23 protein-coding genes are annotated in these 25,502 nt (G+C 59.6%); 14 read left to right on the top strand and 9 right to left on the bottom strand.

The genetic code is table 11. The annotated features are described in order from the left end of the window. Complete coding sequence (locus AC13QY_RS11225; protein WP_113330224.1) at positions 1–405, top strand: hypothetical protein; 405 nt, start codon at positions 1–3, stop codon at positions 403–405. Between the two features lie 146 nt (positions 406–551). Here the strand turns inward: AC13QY_RS11225 and AC13QY_RS11230 are convergent, their stop codons facing one another. Together AC13QY_RS11230 and AC13QY_RS11235 are read right to left on the bottom strand one after the other, a co-directional pair. Continuing rightward, positions 552–1,103, bottom strand: coding sequence for an RNA polymerase sigma factor (locus AC13QY_RS11230; RefSeq protein ID WP_004107036.1), 552 nt, complete (start codon positions 1,101–1,103; stop codon positions 552–554). A gap of 11 nt (positions 1,104–1,114) precedes the next feature. After that, on the bottom strand, positions 1,115–1,321 hold the full coding sequence (locus tag AC13QY_RS11235) for a NepR family anti-sigma factor (RefSeq protein ID WP_069611679.1): 207 nt from the start codon (positions 1,319–1,321) through the stop codon (positions 1,115–1,117). A gap of 261 nt (positions 1,322–1,582) precedes the next feature. Between AC13QY_RS11235 and AC13QY_RS11240 the strand changes: the two genes are divergently transcribed. From AC13QY_RS11240 to preA, 4 genes are all read left to right on the top strand, one after another. Next, entirely contained in the window at positions 1,583–2,377 is a 795-nt protein-coding gene (locus AC13QY_RS11240) for a response regulator (RefSeq protein WP_069611680.1), read from the top strand. Positions 2,378–2,524: 147 nt separating this feature from the next. Beyond that, positions 2,525–3,556 (top strand): sensor histidine kinase, encoded by a 1,032-nt coding sequence (locus AC13QY_RS11245; protein WP_113330226.1) that lies wholly within the window; start codon positions 2,525–2,527, stop codon positions 3,554–3,556. 478 nt (positions 3,557–4,034) lie between these two features. Then, positions 4,035–5,393 (top strand): NAD(P)-dependent oxidoreductase, encoded by a 1,359-nt coding sequence (locus tag AC13QY_RS11250; RefSeq protein WP_113351715.1) that lies wholly within the window; start codon positions 4,035–4,037, stop codon positions 5,391–5,393. A gap of 13 nt (positions 5,394–5,406) precedes the next feature. Then, positions 5,407–6,720: an NAD-dependent dihydropyrimidine dehydrogenase subunit PreA gene (preA, locus tag AC13QY_RS11255; protein ID WP_488493454.1), complete on the top strand. Its 1,314-nt coding sequence runs from the start codon at positions 5,407–5,409 to the stop codon at positions 6,718–6,720. A gap of 92 nt (positions 6,721–6,812) precedes the next feature. Here the strand turns inward: preA and AC13QY_RS11260 are convergent, their stop codons facing one another. Continuing rightward, positions 6,813–7,457, bottom strand: a complete 645-nt coding sequence (locus tag AC13QY_RS11260; protein ID WP_113330229.1) for a TetR family transcriptional regulator C-terminal domain-containing protein — start codon at positions 7,455–7,457, stop codon at positions 6,813–6,815. Positions 7,458–7,764: 307 nt separating this feature from the next. Between AC13QY_RS11260 and AC13QY_RS11265 the strand changes: the two genes are divergently transcribed. Both AC13QY_RS11265 and hydA read left to right on the top strand, forming a co-directional pair. After that, positions 7,765–9,018, top strand: a complete 1,254-nt coding sequence (locus AC13QY_RS11265; RefSeq protein WP_113330230.1) for a Zn-dependent hydrolase — start codon at positions 7,765–7,767, stop codon at positions 9,016–9,018. A 48-nt stretch (positions 9,019–9,066) separates the two neighbouring features. After that, on the top strand, positions 9,067–10,521 hold the full coding sequence (gene hydA / locus AC13QY_RS11270) for a dihydropyrimidinase (RefSeq protein WP_488493455.1): 1,455 nt from the start codon (positions 9,067–9,069) through the stop codon (positions 10,519–10,521). Between the two features lie 135 nt (positions 10,522–10,656). Here hydA and AC13QY_RS11275 read toward each other — a convergent pair whose 3' ends face one another. Then, complete coding sequence (locus tag AC13QY_RS11275; protein ID WP_488493456.1) at positions 10,657–11,070, bottom strand: cupin domain-containing protein; 414 nt, start codon at positions 11,068–11,070, stop codon at positions 10,657–10,659. A 124-nt stretch (positions 11,071–11,194) separates the two neighbouring features. Between AC13QY_RS11275 and AC13QY_RS11280 the strand changes: the two genes are divergently transcribed. From AC13QY_RS11280 to AC13QY_RS11310, 7 genes are all read left to right on the top strand, one after another. Further along, the gene (locus AC13QY_RS11280; protein ID WP_488493457.1) at positions 11,195–11,986 is read left to right on the top strand and encodes an ABC transporter ATP-binding protein; all 792 of its coding nucleotides are present in this window, start codon (positions 11,195–11,197) and stop codon (positions 11,984–11,986) included. A 306-nt stretch (positions 11,987–12,292) separates the two neighbouring features. Further along, on the top strand, positions 12,293–12,628 hold the full coding sequence (locus tag AC13QY_RS11285) for a hypothetical protein (protein ID WP_113351598.1): 336 nt from the start codon (positions 12,293–12,295) through the stop codon (positions 12,626–12,628). Between the two features lie 2 nt (positions 12,629–12,630). Further along, positions 12,631–13,518, top strand: a complete 888-nt coding sequence (locus tag AC13QY_RS11290; RefSeq protein WP_488493581.1) for an ABC transporter permease — start codon at positions 12,631–12,633, stop codon at positions 13,516–13,518. Beyond that, complete coding sequence (locus tag AC13QY_RS11295; protein ID WP_113389051.1) at positions 13,515–14,648, top strand: ABC transporter permease; 1,134 nt, start codon at positions 13,515–13,517, stop codon at positions 14,646–14,648. Before AC13QY_RS11290 ends, AC13QY_RS11295 begins: the two co-directional genes overlap by 4 nt. Positions 14,649–14,703: 55 nt before the next feature. Continuing rightward, entirely contained in the window at positions 14,704–15,672 is a 969-nt protein-coding gene (locus tag AC13QY_RS11300) for an ABC transporter substrate-binding protein (protein ID WP_113330237.1), read from the top strand. Positions 15,673–16,064: 392 nt separating this feature from the next. Beyond that, complete coding sequence (locus tag AC13QY_RS11305; RefSeq protein ID WP_488493458.1) at positions 16,065–17,255, top strand: efflux RND transporter periplasmic adaptor subunit; 1,191 nt, start codon at positions 16,065–16,067, stop codon at positions 17,253–17,255. A 14-nt stretch (positions 17,256–17,269) separates the two neighbouring features. Next, positions 17,270–20,614 carry an efflux RND transporter permease subunit gene (locus tag AC13QY_RS11310; protein WP_113351600.1) on the top strand — a complete coding sequence of 1,115 codons (3,345 nt, stop codon included), beginning with the start codon at positions 17,270–17,272 and terminating at the stop codon, positions 20,612–20,614. A gap of 37 nt (positions 20,615–20,651) precedes the next feature. Here the strand turns inward: AC13QY_RS11310 and ureG are convergent, their stop codons facing one another. From ureG to ureC, 5 genes are all read right to left on the bottom strand, one after another. Continuing rightward, positions 20,652–21,263, bottom strand: coding sequence for an urease accessory protein UreG (gene ureG, locus AC13QY_RS11315; RefSeq protein ID WP_113351601.1), 612 nt, complete (start codon positions 21,261–21,263; stop codon positions 20,652–20,654). Between the two features lie 105 nt (positions 21,264–21,368). Beyond that, positions 21,369–22,055 carry an urease accessory protein UreF gene (locus tag AC13QY_RS11320; RefSeq protein WP_269245110.1) on the bottom strand — a complete coding sequence of 229 codons (687 nt, stop codon included), beginning with the start codon at positions 22,053–22,055 and terminating at the stop codon, positions 21,369–21,371. A gap of 6 nt (positions 22,056–22,061) precedes the next feature. Then, positions 22,062–22,577, bottom strand: a complete 516-nt coding sequence (ureE, locus tag AC13QY_RS11325) for an urease accessory protein UreE (protein WP_145316308.1) — start codon at positions 22,575–22,577, stop codon at positions 22,062–22,064. A 78-nt stretch (positions 22,578–22,655) separates the two neighbouring features. After that, positions 22,656–23,516, bottom strand: a complete 861-nt coding sequence (locus AC13QY_RS11330; protein ID WP_113395461.1) for a GGDEF domain-containing protein — start codon at positions 23,514–23,516, stop codon at positions 22,656–22,658. Between the two features lie 272 nt (positions 23,517–23,788). Further along, a complete protein-coding gene (gene ureC, locus AC13QY_RS11335; protein ID WP_113330244.1) occupies positions 23,789–25,501 on the bottom strand; it encodes an urease subunit alpha in 1,713 nt (570 codons plus the stop codon). Position 25,502: the final 1 nt, after the last annotated feature.

Raw genomic sequence — 25,502 nt, forward strand, 5'->3', positions numbered from 1 at the left:
ATGATCGCTCCGATCCTCGGCCTACTTCTGTCAGGCACGTTCAACCGTACCGTTGCGCGGACCAAGCGCAACGGTATTTTCATTGCCATTGCCGTCCTCCTGCTGCTGACGGCCTATGCCTTCGCCCTGATCGCGGCTGCCATCTGGCTTGCGACGATCTACGGTGCTGCGGTTTCGGCGCTGCTGATAGCGGCAGGCGCGCTCTTGCTTGGCCTGATCGTGCTCGTCATCATGGCAATCATCGACAAGCAGGAACAGCGCAGAGTCCGCGAACGCCGACTGGCAATGGAATCGATGGCAGCCGCTGTCGTCGGCCTCGTACGCAAGCAGCCGCTGATGACCGCCGCCGTTGCTGCTGCCCTCCTCCTCGGCAACCTGTTTTCATCGAGCGACGAAGACGATTGAGCCGCCGGGCGCGTGACGCACGGAAGCGCCGCGACTGAAAAGAGAGAAGCTGCACGGATTGTTAAATGAAAAGCCCGGTCGGAGTGAACTGACCCCCGAAAGTTGGACACAACCTTCAGGGGTCAGTTCAGAGGACCGGGCTTTTGTCAGAAGGCGAATGCCTTGGAAGTCAGCGGCGCCGATGTGGCGTCCGGGCCGAAATCGGCCTCACCGGAAATATCCAACAATTCCTGCAGCCGCTGGCGCGCGCGGTTGACGCGGCTCTTGATGGTGCCGACTGCGCAGCCGCAAATCTCGGCCGCCTCCTCATAGGAAAATCCGGATGCGCCCACCAGGATGATGGCTTCGCGCTGATCGGGCGGCAGCTGGTCCAATGCCTTGCGGAAGTCCTGCAGGTCGACGGCGCCATATTGCGAGGGATGTGTCGCCATCGATTCGGTGAATACGCCGTCGCTGTCCTGCACTTCACGGCCGCTCTTGCGCATCTGGCTGTAAAGTTCGTTGCGCAGGATGGTGAAGAGCCAGGCCTTCATATTGGTGCCCATCTCGAAATGGTCCTGCTTCGCCCAGGCCTTCATGATCGTGTCTTGAACGAGATCGTCGGCTCGATCGTGGCGGCCGGTCAGAGAAATGGCAAAGGCTCGGAGACTCGGGAGGGCGGCGAGAAGTTCGCGCTTGAAGCTCGTTTGCGTTTCCATGGCGCCACCTCCTATTCGGAGACCTTTGCGGAGGCCAAGCGTTCGGCTTGATCGAGCTTCTCCAAAAGATCCAGGAAGCGATCAGGAATGGCTTCGTCCTGCATGGCGGCATAGAACGAACGGAGCCGGTTGCCGATCTGATTGTTGGGGTCGAGGATATCCATCGCACGCAGGTCCGATGCCTTCTTGTCTGCGTCCTCATGATTCTGGATGGTCATTTGGCCTGCTCGCTTCTCAATTGTCTCGCGTTCATGGATAAGGCGCGCCCTTGCCTCCCCGTTTGGGAGAGCGGTTGACCTCATTCAAAACAGTTGCCTAACGAATCGTAAAGGTTGAGGTCGTCCGATTGTAAGCATTGTAATGCGACTGCCTAAAAAAAGTTCCGACAAAGAGGAACTTTTTTACTCAACTGACGTTTGTTAGTCATTGCGGCCTCTGGGCTGTATTTAATTAGAATTTGATAAAGGCGGGAGCCATTGATGACACTTTCCACACGCATTGCGCCGCATCTTCCGTATTTGCGGCGTTATTCACGTGCTTTGACCGGAACACAGACGTCGGGGGACGCCTATGTTGCTGCGGTTTTGGAAGCCATCATCGCCGACATATCCATCTTTCCGGACACCGACAGCGACCGCGTCGCACTCTATAAACTGTTCACGAAGCTGTTCGGTTCCGTGACACTTCAGATTCCTGAACCGGCCTCACCTTTCGCCTGGGAACAGCGCGCATCCGTAAACCTTTCCAAGGTCTCGCCACTTGCGCGTCAGGCTTTCCTGCTCGCATCTGTCGAAAGTTTCCGCCTCGGCGAGATCGCCGATATTCTCGATGTCTCTGAAAGCGATGCCATGCACCTGCTCGATACCGCCTCCCAGGAAATCTCGCGCCAGGTGGCAACGGATATCATGATCATCGAGGATGAGCCGCTGATCGCAATGGACATCGAGCAGATGGTGGAGAGCCTCGGACACCGCGTCACCGGCATTGCCCGCACCCACGCCGAAGCCGTCGCTCTTTATAATGCGACGAAGCCGAGCATGGTGCTTGCCGACATCCAGCTCGCCGACGGCAGTTCGGGCATCGATGCAGTCAACGATATCCTCAAGACCGCCAGCATCCCGGTCATCTTCATCACCGCCTTCCCCGAGCGGCTGCTGACCGGCGAGCGGCCGGAGCCGACTTTCCTCGTGACTAAGCCTTTCAATCCAGACATGGTGAAGGCCCTCATCAGCCAGGCACTCTTCTTTAACGAAACCACAAAGGTGGCCGCCTGATCCAAGTGAAAACCCCATGGCGGAACAAAGACCATAACCGGGCGTTTGGGTTCGAAACGGCCGGTTTACCGACTGTTATCCGCGGCGATTCTATAGGTCGGTTCAAGTTGTTACGAGTGAGAATGCCCTATCGGCGGGGTTCTCGAAATGCGTGTGAAAGGCAAGCCGGTGAATACGTCTGAACCATTACCCGGCGCGCCTTTGAGCTTGGAAGGCAAAGCCGCTCTGATGGAGCGGGCGCTTACGAGCGCCAGTGTGTCCATCCTGTTCCAGGATGTAAATCTTTCGATCCGTTATGCCGACAATCTGCCGGACCATCTGCAGTCGTCTGTCGTCATGGGCGGCAATGACTCGCATCTCTTTGGAGAAAAGGATGGCGAGCACCTCTTGCGTTTGAAACGGGGCGTGCTCGAAAGCGGCAAGCCAGCAACCGCCGAGGTTGAGATCGCCAGCGGCGACGGCGCACGGATCTACGAGCTGAAAATGGAACGCATCGGCGGGCGCAAGCCGCAAGGCGTGCTGTCTGTCATTTCCGAAATCACCGAGAGCCGCCACCGCGAAAAAGTGCTGAAGTCGCTGCTGCGCGAACTGTCGCATCGCTCCAAGAACCTGCTCGCCATCATTCAGGGTATCGCCACGCAGACCGCCCGCCACACGCTTTCCGTCGACAATTTCCTCATCAAATTCCGCGGCCGTCTGCAATCCCTGTCGAATTCGCAGGATCTCATCACGGATTCCAGCTGGCGCGGTGCATATTTGTTCGAACTGGCGGAAAAGCAGTTCGCCCCCTATTGGCCCGATGCAGGCGTGCCCATGCCGATCTACGGCATCAACGCACATCTGACGCCCAATGCCGCCGTGCATCTGGGGCTTGCTCTGCACGAGCTCATCGTCAATTCCGCCTCGCATGGCGCCATCTCGACCGGCGCCACCAGCATCACGTTGAATTGCAAGGAAGCCGAGCTCGACGGCAAGAAGGCGATTGAGGTCGCCTGGTCTGAGCGTTTCTACGCGCCCGCTGACCATGAATTCGAGGACAATAGCTTCAGCCGCACGGTGCTTGAACGCGTCGTGCCGACGTCCATGAATGGCCGCGCAGACTTCGCCATTGACGACGGCAGCATCGGCTATCGGCTCACCATTCCCGAAACTGAATATGAAATCCTAAGACGCCGCTAGCGGCCGGCGGGAGCACAATAAAACAGCCAGTGCGAGGGCGGCGCACTGGCTGCTTTGCACTCATCGGGAGGGGACCGTGAGTAGAGTCCTGAGACGTATTGGGCGTGCATCAGGAGATGCGATCATCATCAGGACATCGACATAACGATGCTGCAAAGCCTTGGTTCCACCCAGATCCAAAAAAATTCATCAACTTTTTACATTTCAGCACAGCCTCTGACATGGCGTCCCTCCAATTGCAGACAGGCGCTCGCAGTCATTGTCGTGCCTCAAATCTTTCCGAACCGCGTGCGGAAAAGAAGAAAAACTATTTAAATCATATCTTTAAGATAAAAGCTCCAGTGATCGAAAACGTTCTCGTTCTCCCACAGGAAGGCGTATCGAGGCACGCTTTGCGATCAAAATTTTACCGTTTGATAAATTTTTTAAGCTGAGTTACCGTTCCAGTACTAGCCGTTTACTATAAGAGGGAACTTCAATGGGACGACTGGAAACTGGGATTCATAAAGGCAGGCTCACGCCCGCCGAATATGATGCAAACTTTTCCGATCTTCACCCGCGCCTCACCAAGCATGAGGCGCTGGTCGCATCCGACCGCTGCTATTTCTGCTACGACGCGCCGTGCATGACGGCCTGTCCCACCTCCATCGACATTCCGATGTTCATCCGCCAGATCTCCACGGGCAATCCCATCGGCTCGGCGAAAACGATCTTCGATCAGAACATCCTCGGCGGCATGTGCGCCCGCGTCTGTCCCACCGAACAGCTCTGTGAGCAGGCTTGCGTGCGCAATACTGCCGAGGAGCGCCCGGTCGAGATTGGCCGTCTGCAGCGCTATGCAACCGATACGGCGATGGCTGAGAACAAGCAGTTCTATACGCGCGCCGAATCCACCGGCAAGAAGATCGCCGTCATCGGCGCCGGTCCGGCCGGTCTTGCCTGCGCACACCGTCTTGCGGTCAAGGGTCATGACGTTACCATCTTCGATGCCCGCGAGAAGGCCGGCGGCCTGAATGAATATGGCATCGCAACCTATAAGGCCGTCGACGACTTCGCGCAAAAGGAAGTCGACTATGTGCTCGCCATCGGCGGTATCGAGGTGAAAAACGGCCAGGCACTCGGCCGCGATTTCAGCCTTTCCGACCTCTCTCAGCAATATGACGCCGTCTTCCTCGGCCTCGGCCTTGCCGGCGTCAACGCACTGCGCGCCGAAGGCGAGGATCTCGAGGGCGTCGCTGATGCCGTTGCTTACATCGCCGAACTGCGCCAGGCTGGTAACAAGGCCGATATCGCCATCGGCCGCCGCGTCGTCGTTCTCGGCGGCGGCATGACCGCGATCGACGCAGCCGTGCAGGCAAAATTGCTCGGCGCCGAAGAGGTGACGATCTGCTATCGCCGCGGCAAGGAACACATGAACGCCTCGGAATTCGAGCAGGATCTGGCCGCCTCCAAGGGCGTCATCATCCGCCATTGGCTCGCGCCGAAGCGCATCCTTGACAAGGACGGCAAGGTCGCTGGCATCGAGGTCGAATATACCGAGCTGCGTGACGGCAAGCTCGTTGGCACCGGCGATGTCGGCGTCATTGCTGCCGACCAGATCTTCAAGGCGATCGGCCAGACGTTCGAAGCCTCAGGCCTCGGCGCGCTGCGCATGGAATCCGGCCGCATCGCCATTGATGGCGAAGGCCGCACCTCGATCGAAGGCGTATGGGCCGGCGGCGACTGCGTGCTTGGCGGCGACGACCTGACGGTTTCGGCCGTGGCACAGGGTCGCGACGCGGCCGAATCCATCAACCGTGCGCTCGCTGCCGCCACGCCGGCCGCTGCAGTCGCCTGAAAGGAGAACCGATATGGCTGATCTCCGCAATAATTTCGTTGGCATCAAGTCTCCGAACCCGTTCTGGCTGGCCTCCGCGCCGCCGACCGACAAGGCCTATAACGTCGAGCGCGCCTTCAAGGCGGGCTGGGGCGGCGTCGTCTGGAAGACGCTCGGTGAAGAAGGTCCACCAGTCGTCAACGTCAACGGCCCGCGCTACGGCGCGATCTGGGGCGCCGACCGACGTCTGCTCGGTCTCAACAACATCGAACTGATCACCGACCGCGACCTCTATACCAACCTGCGCGAAATGAAGCAGGTGAAGAAGAACTGGCCGGATCGCGCGTTGATCGCCTCGATCATGGTCCCCTGCGTCGAGGATGCCTGGAAGGCGATCCTGCCGCTGGTCGAGGAAACGGAAGCCGACGGCATCGAACTCAATTTCGGCTGTCCCCACGGCATGTCCGAACGCGGCATGGGTTCCGCAGTCGGACAGGTGCCGGAATATATCGAAATGGTCGTGCGCTGGTGCAAGCAATATACGCGCATGCCCGTCATCACCAAGCTGACGCCCAATATCACCGACATTCGCAAACCTGCCCGCGCCGCCAAGGCCGGCGGTACCGATGCCGTGTCGCTGATCAATACGATCAACTCGATCGTCTCGGTCGATCTCAACAATTTCGCTCCGAACCCGACTGTCGGCGGCAAGGGCAGCCATGGCGGCTATTGCGGCCCCGCGGTGAAGCCGATCGCGCTCAACATGGTGGCCGAGATAGCCCGCGATCCTGAAACCTATGGCCTGCCGATATCGGGCATCGGCGGCATCACCACCTGGCGCGATGCAGCGGAATTCCTCGCGCTCGGCGCCGGCAACGTGCAGGTCTGCACGGCAGCCATGACCTATGGCTTCAAGATCGTCGAGGAGATGATTACCGGCCTTTCCGACTGGATGGACGAGAAGGGACATCGTACTCTGGACGATGTTATCGCCCGCGCCGTGCCGAATGTCTCCGACTGGCAGTATCTGAACCTCAACTACATCGCCAAAGCGAAGATCGACCAGGATGCCTGCATCAAGTGCGGCCGCTGTCACATCGCCTGCGAGGACACCTCGCATCAGGCGATCACCAACATGGTCGATGGCGTCAGGCGCTTCGAGGTGATGGAAGAGGAATGCGTCGGCTGCAATCTGTGCGTCAACGTCTGCCCGGTCGAGAACTGCATCACCATGGAAGAACTGCCGGCCGGCGCCCTCGACAAGCGCACCGGCAAGATCGTCGATCCGAACTATGCCAACTGGACGACGCATCCGAACAATCCGATGGCACGCCAGGCGGCGGAATAACGGTAAAGTCCGCAATCATTCAAAAGGCGACCACAGCTTGCTGCGGTCGCCTATTATTTTAGGCGCAATCCTCCGAAGGATCGAGCCGCGGCTCAGCCCTGACGAATCCGAAGCCCGTCGACGAAAAGCTGTTCCAGATAGCGGGCAGCATCCTCGAAACGTCCCTCGCCAGAATGCTCGTCGCCAAGCACCGCGCGCACTTGTACGTCGAAATCCGCATAATGCTGTGTGGTCGACCAGATCGAAAAGATCAGGTGATAGGGATCGCATTTGGCGATCTTGCCGGCTTTTGCCCATGCGCGAATGACCTCGGCCTTCTCGTCCACGAGCGCCTTCAGCGGCCCACGCAGCTCGTCCTCAACATGCGGCGCGCCCTGCAGCATTTCATTGGCAAAAAGCCGGCTTTCGCGCGGGAAATCGCGCGCCATTTCGAGCTTGCGACGGATATAGGAGCGGATCTCGCTTTCGGGGTTGCCATTGGCATCGAAAGCGCGCAGCGGCTCCAGCCAAGTAAACAGCACCCGGTCGATCAAGGCCCGATGCATCGCCTCCTTGGTGCGGAAATAGTAAAGCAGATTGGGCTTCGACATGCCCGCTACTTCGGCGATCTGGTCGATGGTCGAGCCCCGGAAACCGCTGACGGAAAATACGTCCAGCGCGGCCTCCAATATGATTTCCTCTTTCTCTTCCTGGATACGGGTGCGGCGCTGCGTCCTGGCGGCTCTGGGGATGGCCATATCTGCTCTGTTTCTCCTTGAAATCCAAGCCTTTCGGCCGTTCCCTCATTCACCCTGTCGATGCATCGAATCTGGCAATCGCCTGAAATTTTATCGGAATTTTTCGTGCTTTTCGTCTTGAGCCGCGCCACGGAAGTTGTAATGTTTACCAATCGGTCAAATTATCTGTCAGATGTCTCCTAAAGGCAACTGGCGATTTCCGGGCAAGAAAAACAAGACGGCGCTCCGGAATTTGAAATAAGACCAACGGGAACAATTTCGGGCATGCGCCTTGCGTGCCCCAGGACAAACAGGTGAGGATTGCATCATGGTGGCAGCGCCAGGAGAAAACATGCGTATCAATGGCGATCGCCTTTGGGATACGCTGATGGACATGGCGAAAATCGGCCCCGGCATTGCCGGCGGCAACAATCGCCAAACGCTGACCGATGCCGATGCCGAAGGACGCAGCCTTTTCAAGACCTGGTGCGACAAGGCCGGCCTGACCGTCGGCGTCGACAAGATGGGTACGATGTTCGCGACCCGCGCCGGCACCGATCCAGATGCGCTGCCCGTCTATGTCGGCTCGCATCTCGATACCCAGCCGACCGGCGGCAAGTATGACGGCGTGCTCGGCGTGCTTGCCGCGCTGGAGGTTGTGCGCACGATGAATGACCTCGGCATCCAAACCAAGCATCCGATCGTGGTCACCAATTGGGCGAACGAGGAAGGCGCGCGCTTCGCACCCGCCATGCTCGCCTCCGGCGTCTTTGCCGGCGTGCACACACTTGATTATGCCTACGGCCGCAAGGATCCGGACGGCAAGACCTATGGCGAGGAGCTGAAGCGCATCGGCTGGCTCGGCGATGAAGAAGTCGGTGCTCGCAGGATGCATGCCTATTTCGAATATCACATCGAGCAAGGTCCGATCCTCGAGGCCGAAAACAAGACCATCGGCGTCGTCACGCACTGTCAGGGCCTTTGGTGGCTGGAATTCACGCTGACCGGCAAGGAAGCGCATACAGGCTCGACGCCGATGGCCATGCGCGTCAATGCCGGCCTTGCCATGTCGCGGATCATCGAGATGGTGCAGAGCGTCGCCATGGAAAACCAGCCAGGGGCCGTCGGCGGCGTCGGCCAGGTTTTCTTCTCGCCGAATTCGCGCAATGTCCTGCCCGGCAAGGTGGTCTTCACCGTCGACATCCGCACGCCGGACAAGGAAAAGCTCGATCGCATGCGCACCAAGATCGAAACCGAAGGCAAGAAGATCGCCGATGCCCTCGGCGTCGGCTGCTCTGTCGAAGCCATCGGCCATTTCGAGCCGGTCACCTTCGATCCCAAGCTCGTGACTTCCGTGCGTAACGCGGCTGAGAAACTCGGCTACAGCCATATGAACATCATCTCCGGCGCCGGTCACGATGCCTGCTGGGCCGCCAAGGTTGCCCCCGCCACCATGGTCATGTGCCCCTGCGTCGGCGGCCTCTCCCACAACGAGGCCGAAGAAATCTCCAAGGAATGGGCGACCGCCGGCGCGGATGTGCTGTTCCAAGCAGTCGTTGAGACGGCGGAGATCGTGGCTTGACTGCCGCGTCTCCCAGCATCGGAACCTAACACATCTGGAGCATGCACCATGAGCACAGTCATCAAGGGTGGAACCATCGTCACGGCCGATCTGACCTATAAGGCGGATGTGAAGATCGAAGGCGGTAAGATCGTCGAAATCGGGCCGAATCTCTCGGGTAATGAAGTGCTGGATGCGTCCGGCTGTTATGTCATGCCTGGCGGCATCGATCCGCACACTCATCTCGAAATGCCGTTTATGGGCACCTATTCCTCTGACGATTTCGAGAGCGGCACCCGCGCGGCCCTTGCCGGCGGCACGACGATGGTGGTGGATTTTGCGCTCCCCTCGCCCGGCCAGTCGCTGCTCGAAGCGCTGACCATGTGGGACAACAAGTCCACCCGCGCGACCTGCGACTATTCCTTCCACATGGCGATCACCTGGTGGGGCGAACAGGTCTTCAACGAGATGGAAACCGTCGTCCGCGAGAAGGGCATCAACACATTCAAGCATTTCATGGCCTATAAGGGCGCGCTTATGGTGGATGACGACGAGATGTTCTCTTCCTTCCAGCGCTGCGCCGAGCTTGGCGCTTTGCCGCTCGTCCACGCCGAAAACGGCGATGTGGTCGCGCAGATGCAGGCAAAGCTGCTGGCCGAAGGCAATAACGGCCCGGAAGCGCATGCCTATTCCCGCCCGGCGGAAGTCGAAGGCGAGGCAACGAACCGCGCCATCATGATCGCCGATATGGCGGGCTCGCCCGTCTATATCGTCCATACCTCCTGCGAACAGGCGCATGAAGCCATCCGCCGCGCCCGCCAGAAGGGCATGCGCGTCTATGGCGAACCGCTGATCCAGCACCTGACACTCGACGAAAGCGAATATGCCAATGCAGATTGGGACCATGCCGCCCGCCGTGTCATGTCACCCCCCTTCCGCAACAAGCAGCATCAGGACAGCCTCTGGGCCGGTCTCGCCTCCGGCTCTCTGCAGGTGGTCGCGACCGACCACTGCGCCTTTACGACCGAGCAGAAGCGTTTCGGCCTCAACGACTTCACCAAGATCCCGAACGGAACCGGCGGCCTTGAGGATCGTATGCCCATGCTCTGGACCTACGGCGTCAACACCGGCCGGCTGACGATGAACGAGTTCGTCGCGGTCACGTCGACCAACATCGCCAAGATTCTCAACGTCTATCCGAAGAAGGGCGCGATCCTTGTGGGCGCCGATGCCGATATCGTCGTATGGGACCCGAAGCGCTCGAAAACTATCGCCGCCAAGACCCAGCAGTCGGCGATCGACTACAACGTCTTCGAAGGCAAGGAAGTGACCGGCCTCCCGCGCTACACGCTGACGCGCGGCGTCGTCGCCATCGAGGAAGGCACGGTCAAGACCAGGGAAGGCCACGGCGAGTTCGTCAAGCGCGAACCCTTCACCGCCGTCAACCGTGCGCTGTCCACCTGGAAAGAAATCACCGCGCCGCGCAAGGTACAGCGCAGCGGCATCCCCGCAAGCGGGGTATGACGCTTGGGCACGGCGCTTCGGCTCATCGGCCGTCTAAAGCAATTCCAGGAAAAGTGCGCAGCAGTTTTACGTCCGGAATTGCGTAGAAACAAGGAGATAGATCATTTTCGCGATTCGAAGAAAAGCGAGACGGCTCTAGCGCGGCACATGTCGCTCCAGATCCGGCAGCAGGACGACGCTTTCCTGCTCGTTCGGATCGGTGCGGGCGATGACCGCTGTCGCCGGTTGGTCGCTCAAGTTCGCAGGAAGATGCGGGACGCCGGCAGGAATATAGAACATCTCGCCCTCGCGCACGATGACATGCTCTTCCAGCTGGTCGCCGAACCAGCAATGCGTTTCGCCGGAAATCGCGTAGATCGCCGTCTCATGCGAGGCGTGAAGATGCGCCTTGGCGCGGGCACCCGGCGGGATGGTCAGAAGATGCATGCAAATCCCCGTCGAGCCCACTGTCTCGGCGGCAATCCCTTCAAAATAATTGAGACCCTGTTTTCCGGCATAGGTACCGCCGGGCCGCACGATATGGCAGGTGGGCTTCGATGAGACACTCACGGCATTGCTCCCCTCTGTTCAGCAGCCCCAAGGCCTTCGCGCCTCTCCGGACTGCGGCAATGCCAAACAGGATAACACGCAATCCGCCTCAAACATGCGGCGAAAACAGGACTGGTAGGTGTTAATGACGTCATCCGCTTCCTCCGTCGTCTCCGCGCGGAATCTCTGTCTCACCTACAATACGAATGACGGGCCGGTGCATGCGCTGAGCAATGTCGATCTCGATGTTCGCAAGGGCGATTTCGTCTCCTTCATCGGCCCTTCGGGCTGCGGCAAGACCACCTTCCTGCGTGTCATCGCCGACCTCGAGCGTAAGACATCGGGCGATATCAGCGTCAACGGCATGTCGCCGGAAGATGCCCGAAAAAATCGCGCCTATGGCTATGTCTTCCAGGCCGCAGCCCTTTATCCCTGGCGGACGATCGAGAAGAATATCGCCCTGCCGCTCGAAATCATGGGCTATGACAAGCAAGAGCAGGCCAAGCGCATCGCCCGGACGCTGGAACTCGTCAATCTCAACGGCTTCGAACACAAGTTTCCCTGGCAGCTGTCCGGCGGCATGCAGCAACGCGCCTCCATTGCCCGCGCCTTGGCTTTCGATGCCGATCTTCTCCTGATGGACGAGCCCTTCGGCGCACTGGACGAAATCGTTCGCGACCACCTCAACGAACAGCTGCTGAAACTCTGGAAACAGACGAACAAGACCATCTGCTTCGTCACCCACTCCATCCCGGAAGCTGTCTATCTTTCGACGAAGATCGTCGTCATGTCGCCGCGGCCGGGCCGCGTCACCGACGTCATCGAATCGACGCTACCGACGGAGCGGCCGCTTGACATTCGCGAAACGGCGGAATTCCTGGAAATCGCCCACCGCGTCCGGGAAGGGCTGAGAGCAGGGCATAGCTATGAGGAATAGGATGATGGACGGCTCCGTCGCGCGACGGCCCCTCACCGTACCGAGCCCAAGGCAATCGCATATAGGAGCAGGTCGGTGCGGTCTTTACCTTCTCCCCTCGGGGAGAAGGTGGCCCGAAGGGTCGGATGAGGGGGTTAACCGCTTCAAAGCCATCGGCTTCCGCTTTCTTGGCAAGCCCCCTCATCCGCCTGGCGGCACCTTCTCCCCGAGGGGAGAAGGAGGTGCGCTGAAGCAGCCTCATTCTCATGCAATTGCCGTACTGTCGGAGCCGGGAAAACAACGCCGCTCCGCAATCGGAGGAATATCATGAACCCGCAATTCCTCCTCTGGCTTGTCGGCGCGATGGCGATCTTTATCGGCGGTGCCACAGCTTCGCGCGCCTATATCGCCAACAACAACATGTTGGTCTTGATCCTGTCGCTCGCGCTCTATTGTATCGGCAATCTGATGATGGTGCGGTTGATGCGCGAGGGCGGACTTGGCCTGGCGATCTCCGCTTCCTCCATCGCGCAGCTCGTCGTCGTCAATGTCATCGCCTTCATCGTCTTCGGCGAACGGCTGAGCCTGCAGCAACTTGCCGGCGTGGGTCTTGGCATCATCGCCATGATCCTCATGCTGCTTCCCGCGCAAGGAAGGGCATGAGCATGGAAAAGGAAGAGTTCTTCAAGCACAAGTTCCTGCCGGTCACGACGATCATCCTGGCGATTGTCCTGCTCTGGTATGTCTTCGCCGTCATTCTCAATGCGCCATTCCAACGCGATCTCGACCGGCGCGGCAACGTAACACCGACGATGGTAGAATTCATCGGCAAGACGCTGTCGCAGCCGAAACCGACCCTGCCCGCGCCGCACCAGGTAGCGCAGAATGTCTTTGAAAACACTTTCCTGCGAGTGCCGACAAGCAATCGCAGCCTCGTCTACAACGCTTGGATAACGCTGGCGCCAACAGCAGTCGGCTTTGCCTTTGGCACGATTCTCGGCGTCCTCTTTGCAGTCGGTATCGTCCATCTCGTCGCGCTCGACCGCAGTCTCATGCCCTGGATCATCGCGTCGCAGACGATCCCGATCCTCGCCATCGCGCCGACGATCATCGTCGTCTTCAGTGCCCTTGGCATAGACGGGCTGATCCCGAAGGCGTTGATTTCCACCTATCTGTCGTTCTTCCCGGTCACAGTCGGCATGACGAAGGGCCTGCGCTCTCCGGAAATCATGCATCTCGATCTGATGCGCACCTATAATGCCAGCAGCTGGCAGACCTTCTGGAAGCTGCGCGTGCCGGCTTCGGTCCCCTTCCTCTTCACCTCCATGAAGGTCGCGATCGCCGCAAGCCTGGTCGGAACGATTGTCGGCGAGCTGCCGACGGGCGCAGTCGCCGGCATCGGCGCGAAGCTGCTGGCAGGCTCCTATTACAGCCAGACCATCGACATATGGGCCGCCTTGGTCGCCGGTTCCGTCCTCGCCGCCGTTCTCGTCGGTATCGTCAGCATCGCGGCGCGCATCGTCGACCGTTCGATGGGAGGCAGAACGGCATGAGATCCTTTCTTTTCTCCTGGCAGGGCATTCTTGCACTTCTTCTCTGTCTTGCAGCAATCCCCGCATTGCCGTTGCTCGCAGCGGATGCCGCTGCACCCGTCAGCAGCGGAACGACCTTCGTCATCTTCATTCTGATTGCTGCGGCGGCCGCCCTTTCCTTCATGCGCCTATCTGCAGACTTGAGCGCGGCGGTCCTCTTCTTCGGCGCGCATGCGGCGGCATGGCTGCTGCTTGCGGGAATTTCCGGCAATGAAGGCAAGGCACAGCTATCCTTCTTCATTCTGATTGCCGCTTCATGGCTGCTGGCCTGGCGCTGCGTTTCCGTCCTGTCGTCGATGCGTTCGCACTCGACCGCCGGCAACTATACGCTGCGGCTGCTGATCCCGGCGATCTTTGGCATATGGATACTGATCATCTGGGAAGCCGTCACTCGCGGCGCAGGCGTCTCCCTGGTCCTTCTGCCGCCGCCGAGCGCCATCGGTGCCAGGATCGCCAATTCGATTCCGACATTGTGGATCGATGTCCGCCAGACGATCCTCACCGCCGTCCTGATCGGCTATATCATCGGCTGCGCCAGCGGCTTCATCGTCGCCATTCTTGCGGACCGCTTTGCCTTCCTGCGGCGCGGCCTGCTGCCGATCGGCAATTTCGTCTCGGCCCTGCCGATCATCGGCGTCGCACCGATCATGGTCATGTGGTTCGGTTTCGATTGGCAGTCGAAAGCCGCCGTCGTCGTCATCATGACCTTCTTCCCAATGCTGGTGAACACGGTGACAGGCCTTGCCGCCGCCGGCAATATGGAACGCGACCTGATGCGCACCTACGCATCGAGCTACTGGCAGACGCTCTTCAAGCTGCGCCTGCCCGCCGCCGCCCCCTTTATTTTCAATGCGCTGAAGATCAACTCGACCCTGGCGATGATTGGTGCCATCGTGGCGGAGTTCTTCGGCACGCCCATGTCGGGCATGGGTTTCCGCATCTCAACCGAAAATGGCCGGTTGAACCTCGATATGGTCTGGGCTGAGATCGCGGTTGCCGCGATTGCCGGCTCGGTCTTCTACGGTATCGTCGCCATCATCGAACGAATGGTGACGTTCTGGCATCCGTCTATCCGTGGTGGGCAGACGTAATCCAGGATCCCCTCCAAGGGATCAAGGCATAACTTCAGAGGGAAAGGGTGAAGACATGAAAAAAATAATGTTTGCATTGATGGCAAGTGCCATGACGCTTGCCGCCACCCAGGGTGCAATGGCGGCGGATAAGTTGACCCTGCAGCTGAAATGGGTGGCCCAGGCTCAGTTCGGCGGCTACTTCGTCGCCAAGGACAAGGGCTTCTACAAGGAAGAGGGCCTCGATGTCGATATCAAGGCGGGCGGGCCTGATATCGCTCCGGAGCAGGTCATCGCCGGCGGCGGTGCCGATGTGATCGTCGACTGGATGGGCGGCGCACTGGTTGCCCGCGAAAAGGGCGTGCCGCTCATCAATATCGCCCAGCCCTTCGAAAAATCCGGTCTGGAGCTGATCTGCCCTAAGGATGGCCCGGTCAAGACGGAGAAGGATTTCAAGGGACACACCCTCGGCGTCTGGTTCTACGGCAACGAATATCCCTTCTTCGCCTGGATGCATAAGCTCGGCCTCAAGACCGACGGCGGCAAGGATGGCGTCAACGTTCTGAAGCAGAGCTTCGACGTGCAGCCCCTCGTCCAGAAGCAGGCCGACTGCATCTCCGTCATGACCTATAACGAATATTGGCAGGCGATCGATGCCGGCTTCAAGGCCGAAGACCTGACCGTCTTCAACTATACGAAGCTCGGCAACGACCTTCTGGAAGACGGCCTCTACGTCAAAGAAGACAAGCTGAAGGATGCGAAGTTCAAGGCCGACATGGTGAAATTCGTCCGCGCGTCGATGAAGGGCTGGAAATATGCCGTCGAGCATCCGGATGAAGCCGCCGAAATCGTCATGGACAATGGCGGCCAGGATGAAAACCACCAGAAGCGCATGGCGGGCGAAGTCGCCAAGCTGATCGGCAGCGGCAAGCTCGACATGAAGACCTATAACCGCACGGTCGAAGCCCTGCTCGATCAGAAGATCATCAACAAGAAGCCGGATGGCGCCTATACGCATGAGATCACGGACGCTGCTCTGAAATAAGCTCGGAGCACTCACAGAGACTAAAACGCGCGAGGTTTCCGCCTCGTGCGTTTTTTTCATTTTGTAACAGCAGCAACAAAACGCTGGCTTTGTCGCTCCGTCTGGCTGAAAAGCCCTCAGCCATCAACTATTCGAATGCTGACATCACAATGCCGTGATTGCTTCGCAAGGTTGTAGACGATAGAAATGCCCGCGAAATCATTTTCTCGTGATCTTGCGATAATTGAAAACCGATCCCATCTACAGGGCGATTTTAGGATGAGGGAACTGCAAGGCATGACAGACGGATATTGATCCGCCGGAGAAGCCGGCCCGCATGCATCGCATCCCCGTGTTCGCGACGGAAAACAGCGAAATCTCATTTTATCAAACGCCGAACTGGAACCGGACGCATGGCCCTTACGCCGTTTAGACTTCTGAGCACGACCGCAATCCTGCTTTCCCTGCCGGGCGTGTCTGCCGCCCTGGCGGAAGAACCCCCGGTTACCGCGCCGAAACAGAACCTGCCCGCAATCGTCATCACCACAGCCACGATGCGCCACCTGACCGATAAGGTCGTCGCGACCGGCACGGTGAAGGCCGTCGAGGAAGTTTACATCCAGCCGCAGGTGGATGGCCTCTCCATCCGCTCTCTCAACGCAGATGTCGGCGACAAGGTCAGCGCGAACAGCACGCTTGCCACGCTGAACGATGATGCTCTTATTCTGCAGAAGAGCCAGATGCAGGCGACGCGGGCCAAGGGCGAAGCAAGCCTTGCGCAATTGCACGCCCAGCTCACCGAAGCCCGCGCCAATGCCGAAGAGGCAGAATTGCAGCGTGTTCGCGCCGTCACAATGGGCGCCAAGGGCACGATGTCAACCTCCTCGGTGGAACAGGCGAATGCCGCCGCCGCCGCCAACAAGGCGCGCGTCGTTTCCGCCGAGCAGGCGATCGCCGTTGCAGAGGCCGATCTGAAAGTTACCGACAGCCAGATCGCCGATACCGATCTCAAGCTTGCCAGAACAGGCATTAAGACCCCCGTCGCCGGCACCGTCGCGTCGCGCAATGCCCGCGTCGGCGCCATCGCCAACGGCAATGGCGATCCGCTTTTCACCATCATCCGCGACAGCCAGCTCGAATTGGTGGTCGATGTGTCCGAGAGCGATATCACCAAGATCACGAGCGGACAGAAGGCCTTGATCGCGCTTTCAGGCCGTCGCGAAAAGCTTGCCGGAACGGTCCGTCTCGTTGCTCCAATCGTCGATCCCGTCACCCGCCTCGGCGCGGTGCATATCACGATCGACGAAGGCGAGAAGGCCCGCGCCGGCATGTATGGTAGCGCCGAGATCATCATTCGCCAGGAAGATGGCGTTGCGCTGCCGCTGACGGCAGTCAACAGCGAGGAAAACGGTTCTTCCGCCCGCAAGGTCGAAAACGGCGTGGTCAAGTTCGTGAGCGTCGAAACCGGCATCCAGGATTCAGGCTATGTCGAGATCGTCAAGGGCCTGAAAGCCGGTGATGATGTCGTCGCCAAGGCCGGTGCCTATGTTCGCGACGGCGACCACATCACGCCGGTTCGCGATACGTCGCAAGCCTCCAACTGAGCGAGAACGACAAGATGAACTTCTCCGCCTGGTCCATCCGAAATCCGGTCGCCCCGCTCCTCGGCTTCTTCCTGCTGATGGTCGTGGGCGCGCATGCCTTCTTCAATCTGCCCATCACCCGCTTCCCGAACATTGACGTCCCTATTGTCAATGTCACCGTGACGCAAAGCGGCGCCTCGCCGGCCGAGCTCGAAATGCAGGTGACGAAGGAGATCGAAGACGCCGTTGCCAGCATCAACGGCATCGACGAGATACAATCGACGATCACCGACGGCCAATCGCAGACCGTCGTCGTCTTCCGATTGGAGGTGCCGACCGAGCAGGCCGTTCAGGACACCAAGGACGCCATCGACCGCATCCGCGGCAACCTGCCATCGACCATCGATGAGCCGATCGTCTCCAAGGTCGATGTCGTCGGCCAGGCGATCCAGAGCTTCGCCGTGTCCTCGCCGAACATGACGCTCGAAGAGCTGTCCTGGTACGTGGACGATACGGTCAAGCGCGCGCTGCAGGGCAAGGCGGGCATCGGCCGAGTGGACCGCTATGGCGGCGCTGATCGCGAAGTGCGCATCGAGCTCGATCCCAACAAGCTGAACGCCTATGGCATAACAGCGCTTTCGGTGAGCCAGCAGCTCCGCAGCACCAATATCGATCTTGGTTCCGGCCGCGGCCAGGTGGCCGGCAGCGAGCAGGCGATCCGCGTGCTCGGCGACGCCCGCAATGTCGCCCAGCTCGCCGACACGACGATCGCGCTCACCAACGGGCGCTTCGTAAAACTCTCCGATCTTGGCGCCATCAAGGACACCTATCAGGAACCGAAGTCCTTTTCGCGGTTCAACAGTGCCCCCGTCGTCACCTTCGGCGTATTCCGCGCCAAGGGCGCCAGCGAGGTGACCGTCGCCAAGACGGTTGCCGACACGCTCGACAAGGTGCGCGCGGAGAACCCGAACGTCTCGATCGAGATGATCGACGACTCCGTCTACTACACCTATGGCAACTACGAATCCGCGATGCATACGCTGATCGAAGGCGCCATACTGGCCGTCATCGTCGTCTTCCTGTTCCTGCGGAACTGGCGCGCGACGCTGATATCGGCGGTTGCCTTGCCGCTCTCCGCGATCCCGACATTCTGGATCATGAACCAGATCGGCTTCTCGCTGAACCTCGTCAGCTTCCTGGCGCTGACGCTGGCAACCGGTATTCTCGTCGATGATGCCATCGTCGAAATCGAGAACATCGCGCGCCACATCAAGATGGGCAAGACGCCCTATCGCGCTGCCATCGACGCTGCAGACGAAATCGGTCTGGCCGTCATTGCAACGACCTTCACCATCATCGCGGTCTTCGTGCCCGTCTCCTTCATGCCGGGCATTCCGGGGCAATACTTCATCCAGTTCGGCCTGACCGTCGCCTTCTCGGTGTTCTTCTCGCTGCTGGTGGCGCGTCTGATCACGCCGATGATGGCCGCCTATCTGATGCGCGCCGAAGACGGCGTTGACGATCATCACGACAATGACGGCCGCTTCATGCGTGGCTATAGCTGGCTGGTGCGGCTAACGACGAAGAAGTGGTACACGCGTTATCCGACGCTGCTGGCCGCCTTCGCCTTCTCGGTCGTTTCGGTCTTCGCTCTCATCGTCTTCGTCCCCGGCAGCTTCATCCCGCCGGAAGACTCCTCGCGCATCGTTCTGTCGGCGGAACTACCGCCGAACGCCCGGCTCGATGATACCGAGCAGGCGACCAACGAGATTTATCGGCGCGTGAAGGGTATCGACGGCGTCGAAAGTGTGTTCGTGCTCGGCGGCGCCTCACCGAAGGGCGATCTGGAACTGCGCCGCGCCACCGTGACGCTGACGCTCGGCAAGCTCGATCAGTCGCTGACAAAGAAGCTCGTGAACGATGTGCTCGGCTCTATCCCCGTTATCGGCCCCCACCTGCCGAAGGTTACCGTCCATGGCCGCGTGCGCCCGCAATGGGAGATCGAAAAGGAAGTCTTTGCCAAGCTGCGCTCGATACCCGACGTCCGCATCACCAAGCTGAACGATCGCGGCGACCGCGACCTGACCTATAACTTCCTCTCGCGCAACGAAAAGGACCTCAATCAGGCCGTCGGTATTCTGGAAGCCAAGCTGCGCGCCGATCCGGCGCTTGCCAATGTCAGCGCCGACGGCGCCCTGCCGCGGCCCGAGTTGCAGATCTTCCCGCGCAAGGACGAGGCGGCACGCCTTGGCATCACGCCGCAGATGATTTCGGATACGATTCGCGTGGCGACCATCGGCGATATCGACGCTTCACTTGCGAAGATCTCGCTCGATGATCGCCAGATCCCAATCCGCGTTCAGGCCTCACTCGGCATGCGCCGAGATCTGGCCGCGATCCGTGCGTTGCGTATCAAGACATCCATGGGCACCACCGGACAGGCGTCCACCGGCACCACTGTACCGCTATCGAGCGTGGCCGACATCGACTATTCGGAGGGCCTCTCCTCCATCAAGCGCAACAACCGTTTCCGCGTCGTTGCGATCGGCGCCGACCTGCCGCAGGGCGTGGCGCTGGATACGGCATCGGAACATTTCCTCAATATCGTCAACAACGCCAAGATCCCGGCAACCGTGCATCTGGCCGAAAGCGGCGATACCAAGGTTCAGAAGGAAATGCAGCAAAGCTTCGGCAATGCCATGCTGCTCGGCCTTCTGCTCGTTCTGACCGTGCTCATCCTGCTGTTCAAGGATGTGATCCAGCCCTTCACCATTCTGCTGTCGCTGCCACTGGCGATCGGCGGTGTGGCGCTGGCCTTGATCATGACCGGCAATGCGCTGTCCATGCCCGTCATGATCGGCATTCTGATGCTGATGGGTATCGTGACGAAGAACGCCATCCTGCTGGTCGATTTCGCCATCGAGATGATGCATCAGGGCATGCCGCGGCTGGAAGCGGTCGTCGAAGCCGGCCGCAAGCGTGCCCGCCCGATCATCATGACCTCGATTGCCATGTCGGCCGGCATGCTACCGTCCGCTCTCGGCGTCGGCGAAGGCGGCTCCTTCCGCGCACCGATGGCGATCGCCGTGATCGGCGGCATCATTGTCTCGACGGTACTCAGCCTTGTGGTCGTGCCGTCCTTCTTCCTGATCATGGACGACCTGTCGCGCCTGCTCGGCTACCTCTTCGGCAGGCTTGTCGGCAAGAAAGATGCGGACGACGAGGTCGTGACCAAGGAAGGCCTGGCCGTCGCCGTCAACGAAAACCGCCAGTCGCTCACCAATCTGGAAGAGCGCCTGGAGGCCATCGAAAACAAGGATGGAAGAAACAGGTCGGTGGGCACCAATGTGCTAAAGCTGCCGCCCTTTGCGGCAGAATAAAACAGTCTCAGCGGATATGGGAACAAGGACGGGCGGCTCAAAGGCCGCCCTGTTCCTTTAGAAAGTCGACGATCCTGCTGACGCCCTCGCCGCGCTTCATGTCGGAAAAGACGAAGGGGCGTGCCTGGCGCATGCGGGTGGCATCGCGATCCATCACCTCGAGATCGACCTCGACGAAAGGCGCCAGATCCTTCTTGTTGATGACGAGAAGGTCGGATTTGATAATGCCGGGGCCGCCCTTGCGCGGGATTTCCTCGCCCTGGCATACCGAGATCACGTAGATGGTGATATCGGCGAGATCGGGCGAAAAGGTTGCCGCCAGATTGTCGCCGCCGGATTCGATGAAAACGACATCGAGGTCAGGAAGCCGCTCGTTCAGGCCGGCAATGGCCTGCAGATTGATCGTCGCATCCTCGCGGATCGCGGTATGCGGGCAGCCGCCCGTTTCGACGCCGACAATGCGATCCGAAGGCAGCGCCTGCATGCGCACCAGCGCTTCCGCATCCTCGGTCGTGTAGATGTCGTTGGTGACGACGGCGACGGAATAGTCCTCGCGCATCGCCTTGCACAGCTTCTCCGTCAACGCCGTCTTGCCGGAACCGACCGGGCCGCCGATCCCAACGCGCAAGGGTCCATGTCTCGATTTCATGCTCGCAACTCCGATAAAGTGATAGCATAGCTAAGCGTCGGGCGGCCGCACAGAGGCGAATGACGTAGGCGATGCCTCAATTTCAATATCTTCTTTGTAACGCCATCATGACCTGAAGAGCCTCGTGCCCTGGGTCTCATGCCGCAGGCTCGCAATATCGGCCTGTATGGTCGCAGCGCCAAGATCGTCTAGGCTGGATTGAGCAGCGCGGCGCGCGACATCTGCAAACAGACCTTCCAGCCGCGCCAGAACGGCGACACCATCTTTCTGGCCGCTGACACCAAGCCGAATGCCGGAAGATACCATCTGCGAGGCCAGCGCATGCAGGAAGGCGGCAGCCGCCTTCTCGACGGCAATGCCATGCGCACCTGCGACGGCGCCAACCGCAACCGGATAGGCCGTCCTTGCCGGGAGCATGGAAAAGATCGCATGTGGCCAGGCGGCAGCGGCCGAGAGAAAGGCATCTCCAAGCAGCATGGTCTCGTTATGCCGCTCCTTCGAGCCAGCCAGCGCCTCGGCAAGTTCCGCAACGGTCGCAAGCCGCTGCACATCTGTGCCCGCCCCGTGCGCCTCCACAAGCAGCACTGCATCATTCCACGCGGAGCCATGCTCAATGAGCGCGGCAATCCAATTGCTGAGGCCGGTGCTGTCGCGCACCAGGCCGTCATGCACCGCACGCTCCAAACCGCCGGAATAGGCAAACGATCCCACAGGAAACGCTGGCGACAGCCATGCCATCAGCCGCAACAGCGCCTGCAGGTCGCCATCATCTGAAACCACCGCGTTAGTCATCACGGTTCAATCATGCGAATGGTTGTGATAATCGTGTCCGTGGTCATGCCCCTGACCATGATGATGGTCGTGGCCGTGCGAATGGCCTCCATGGGCGTGGTAGGCGCCTCGCGCGGGCTGGAAAGGCTCGCTGACTTCGGTCACGACAGCCCCCAGCCCCTCAAGCATGGACCGGATCACATGGTCACGCAGGATCAGGATACGCTCCTCCTCGATCTGCGCGGGGAGATGGCGGTTGCCGAGATGCCAGGCAAGCTCGATCAGATGCCTGCGATCGCGCGGGCGGATCTCGAAAAGCTTTTCATCAGCTGCAACGATCTCAATCAGCTCGCCATCCTCGCGCACCAGCAGATCGCCGCTGGCAAACAGAACCGGTTCCTTGAGGTCGAGCATGACCATCTCGCCATTTTCGAGATGCAGCAGTTTGCGGCGCAGATGCCTGAGATCATGCGGCAGGACGACACGATCGATCGGATTGGAGGAAGGAGTGCCGGCCGGCAGATAGGAAGTGACGCGTAGCATGACTGTTCCAGTTTAATACTTTGTCAGACCATGCAAAATAGTCGCCTCCCGCGCAAGCATCAATGGCGCATGGAAGCCTCACATCCGCTGCACATAGCGTTGCAGTTCCCTGACATCCGTCGTTGCCTCCTGTTCCTGCTCCGTGGCGCAGCGATGCCAGACCTGCGACAGACGCTCGCGCTCGTGCATGACACGGTTGCGGCCGAGCGTCTTGGCAAGATAAAGCGCCTTGTCGGCGGCGGCGTAGACGGTCTCCGTCTTGCGATCCGCGCCAATATCGGCAATCCCGGCGGAAATGGTGATCTTCACCGACCCGCCTTCAATGGCGATCGAATGTTCGGCGATCTGCTCCTTGATCTCCTCAACGCGCGCGATACGCTCGGCCGTATCGCCGCCATGAATGATGACGCCGAATTCTTCACCGCCAAGCCGTGCAATCACGTCTTCTCCGGTGAAGGCATCGGAAAATAGCCGCGAGACCGCAACGATCACGGCATCACCGGATGCATGCCCGAAACGATCGTTGATCGCCTTGAACCGATCCAGATCGAAAATCGCCAGGGAAGCGCCATCTCCGGCCATACTCAACGCCTCGGTGAAAGCACGGCGGTTGAGCAGGCCGGACAGCATATCGGTGCGGCTCAACCGCTCGAACTCAGCACGGGAGACCGCGAGCCTGTGGATGGAAAAGCCTGCCAGCACCGCAAGCGCGCCGGACACGGTGCCCCCGATGATCCATGCCAGCAAAACGCCAAAACGCATCGCCTCGAAGATCGGCAATGGCAGAAGATCAAGCCATTGCATCACAAAAAGCAGCACCAGGATGATGGCAAGCGACATGATGACGGCGACGAAACTCATCTTAAGCGCGAAAATAAAAATCGCACGTCGCTGCTGAAAATTACCGAGTTCGGCCTGCAGCGAAATCCATTGCTTCATGCGATTCACCTTCCTCAGCCCACTATTTCAATCATGTGAGATAGGGGTGAAGACGCTTCCAGGTCTTTAATGGAATGATTAAAATGCTGCGCATTTCCCAAGTTGTGAACAGACGGGAAGGTACATCCACCAAATCCGGTTTGCCGGCAGAAATGCGCAATGGCAAGCCACCATGCCATGTCATTGATATTGCTGCGTCCAGTGCGCAACATATGAAAACCCCGGAAAACCGGGGTTTTCATATCTGCCGATAATCGGCGTCCAAAATATCCTCAGAAAAGGAAATAGCGCTGCGCCATCGGCAGCACGGTTGCCGGCTCGCAGGTCAGAAGCTCGCCATCGGCCCGCACTTCATAGGTTTCCGGGTCCACCTCGATATGCGGCGTCAGGCTGTTGTGGATCATCGATGCCTTGGAAATGCCGCCGCGCGTGTTCTTGACGGGCAGCAGCGCCTTGGCAACGCCGAGCTTGCCGGCAAGCCCGGCATCGAACGCCGCCTGCGAAACGAAGGTCACAGAGGAATTCGTCCGGTTCTTGCCATAAGCGCCGAACATCGGCCGATAATGCATCGGCTGCGGCGTCGGGATCGAGGCATTCGGATCGCCCATGGGAGCAGCCGCGATGGAGCCGCCGATCAATACCATCTCCGGCTTCACGCCGAAGAAGGCTGGATTCCAGAGTACCAGATCGGCACGCTTTCCGACCTCGATCGAACCGACCTCGTGGCTGACGCCATGCGCGATCGCCGGATTGATCGTATATTTGGCGATGTAGCGCTTCGCACGGAAATTGTCGTTGTCGCCGGTCTCCTGCGCCAGGCGGCCGCGCTGGCGCTTCATCTTGTCGGCGGTCTGCCAGGTGCGGATCGCCACTTCGCCGACGCGGCCCATGGCCTGGCTGTCGGATGAAATGATCGAGAAGGCGCCGATATCGTGGAGAATATCCTCCGCGGCGATCGTCTCCTTACGGATACGGCTTTCGGCAAAGGCAATGTCCTCAGGAATCGACGGCGATAGGTGATGGCAGACCATCAGCATGTCCAGATGCTCTGCGATCGTATTAACCGTATAGGGCCGCGTCGGATTGGTCGAAGACGGAATGACGTTCGACTGGCCGCAGATCTTGATGATATCGGGCGCATGGCCACCGCCCGCGCCTTCCGTGTGGAAGGCGTGAATGGTGCGACCCTTGATGGCACCGATCGTATCTTCCACAAAGCCGCTTTCATTCAACGTATCCGTGTGGATCATCACCTGCACATCGTATTCGTCGGCAACGCTGAGGCAGCAGTCGATCGCCGCCGGCGTCGTGCCCCAGTCCTCATGCAGCTTGAGTGAGCAGGCACCGCCGAGCACCATCTCTTCCAAGGCAGCGGGCAAAGACGCATTGCCTTTGCCCGAGAGGCCGATATTCATCGGAAAAGCGTCGAAGGATTCGATCATGCGCGCCAGATGCCAGGGGCCGGGCGTGCAAGTTGTTGCCAGCGTTCCATGCGCCGGCCCGGTGCCGCCGCCAAGCATGGTGGTGATACCCGACATCAGCGCTTCCTCGATCTGCTGCGGGCAGATGAAATGGATATGGCTGTCCATGCCGCCGGCGGTGACGATCTTGCCCTCGCCGGCGATTGTTTCCGTGCCGGGTCCGACGATGATGTTGACACCGGGCTGCATGTCCGGATTGCCGGCCTTGCCGATCGCGACAATGCGGCCGTCCTTCAAACCGATATCCGCCTTGACGATCCCCCAATGGTCGAGGATCAGCGCATTGGTGATGACGGTATCGACCGCGCCATTTGCTCGCGTCACCTGGCTTTGCCCCATGCCGTCGCGAATGACCTTGCCGCCGCCGAACTTCACCTCCTCGCCATAGGTGGTGAAATCCTTCTCCACTTCGATGAACAATTCGGTGTCGGCCAGACGCACTTTGTCGCCGACGGTCGGTCCGAACATGTTGGCATAGGCGGCGCGGGAAATCCTGTAGGGCATC

The organism is Martinezella sp. CNPSo 3795, from assembly GCF_057784475.1.

Bases quoted from the DNA above. Each gene is read 5' to 3' on its own strand.
- AC13QY_RS11225 (WP_113330224.1), top strand. From the start codon at position 1: ATGATCGCTCCGATCCTCGGCCTACTTCTGTCAGGCACGTTCAACCGT.
- AC13QY_RS11230 (WP_004107036.1), bottom strand. From the start codon at position 1,103: ATGGAAACGCAAACGAGCTTCAAGCGCGAACTTCTCGCCGCCCTCCCG.
- AC13QY_RS11235 (WP_069611679.1), bottom strand. From the start codon at position 1,321: ATGACCATCCAGAATCATGAGGACGCAGACAAGAAGGCATCGGACCTG.
- AC13QY_RS11240 (WP_069611680.1), top strand. From the start codon at position 1,583: ATGACACTTTCCACACGCATTGCGCCGCATCTTCCGTATTTGCGGCGT.
- AC13QY_RS11245 (WP_113330226.1), top strand. From the start codon at position 2,525: ATGCGTGTGAAAGGCAAGCCGGTGAATACGTCTGAACCATTACCCGGC.
- AC13QY_RS11250 (WP_113351715.1), top strand. From the start codon at position 4,035: ATGGGACGACTGGAAACTGGGATTCATAAAGGCAGGCTCACGCCCGCC.
- preA (WP_488493454.1), top strand. From the start codon at position 5,407: ATGGCTGATCTCCGCAATAATTTCGTTGGCATCAAGTCTCCGAACCCG.
- AC13QY_RS11260 (WP_113330229.1), bottom strand. From the start codon at position 7,457: ATGGCCATCCCCAGAGCCGCCAGGACGCAGCGCCGCACCCGTATCCAG.
- AC13QY_RS11265 (WP_113330230.1), top strand. From the start codon at position 7,765: ATGGTGGCAGCGCCAGGAGAAAACATGCGTATCAATGGCGATCGCCTT.
- hydA (WP_488493455.1), top strand. From the start codon at position 9,067: ATGAGCACAGTCATCAAGGGTGGAACCATCGTCACGGCCGATCTGACC.
- AC13QY_RS11280 (WP_488493457.1), top strand. From the start codon at position 11,195: ATGACGTCATCCGCTTCCTCCGTCGTCTCCGCGCGGAATCTCTGTCTC.
- AC13QY_RS11285 (WP_113351598.1), top strand. From the start codon at position 12,293: ATGAACCCGCAATTCCTCCTCTGGCTTGTCGGCGCGATGGCGATCTTT.
- AC13QY_RS11290 (WP_488493581.1), top strand. From the start codon at position 12,631: ATGGAAAAGGAAGAGTTCTTCAAGCACAAGTTCCTGCCGGTCACGACG.
- AC13QY_RS11295 (WP_113389051.1), top strand. From the start codon at position 13,515: ATGAGATCCTTTCTTTTCTCCTGGCAGGGCATTCTTGCACTTCTTCTC.
- AC13QY_RS11300 (WP_113330237.1), top strand. From the start codon at position 14,704: ATGAAAAAAATAATGTTTGCATTGATGGCAAGTGCCATGACGCTTGCC.
- AC13QY_RS11305 (WP_488493458.1), top strand. From the start codon at position 16,065: ATGGCCCTTACGCCGTTTAGACTTCTGAGCACGACCGCAATCCTGCTT.
- AC13QY_RS11310 (WP_113351600.1), top strand. From the start codon at position 17,270: ATGAACTTCTCCGCCTGGTCCATCCGAAATCCGGTCGCCCCGCTCCTC.
- ureG (WP_113351601.1), bottom strand. From the start codon at position 21,263: ATGAAATCGAGACATGGACCCTTGCGCGTTGGGATCGGCGGCCCGGTC.
- AC13QY_RS11320 (WP_269245110.1), bottom strand. From the start codon at position 22,055: ATGACTAACGCGGTGGTTTCAGATGATGGCGACCTGCAGGCGCTGTTG.
- ureE (WP_145316308.1), bottom strand. From the start codon at position 22,577: ATGCTACGCGTCACTTCCTATCTGCCGGCCGGCACTCCTTCCTCCAAT.
- AC13QY_RS11330 (WP_113395461.1), bottom strand. From the start codon at position 23,516: ATGAAGCAATGGATTTCGCTGCAGGCCGAACTCGGTAATTTTCAGCAG.
- ureC (WP_113330244.1), bottom strand. From the start codon at position 25,501: ATGCCCTACAGGATTTCCCGCGCCGCCTATGCCAACATGTTCGGACCG.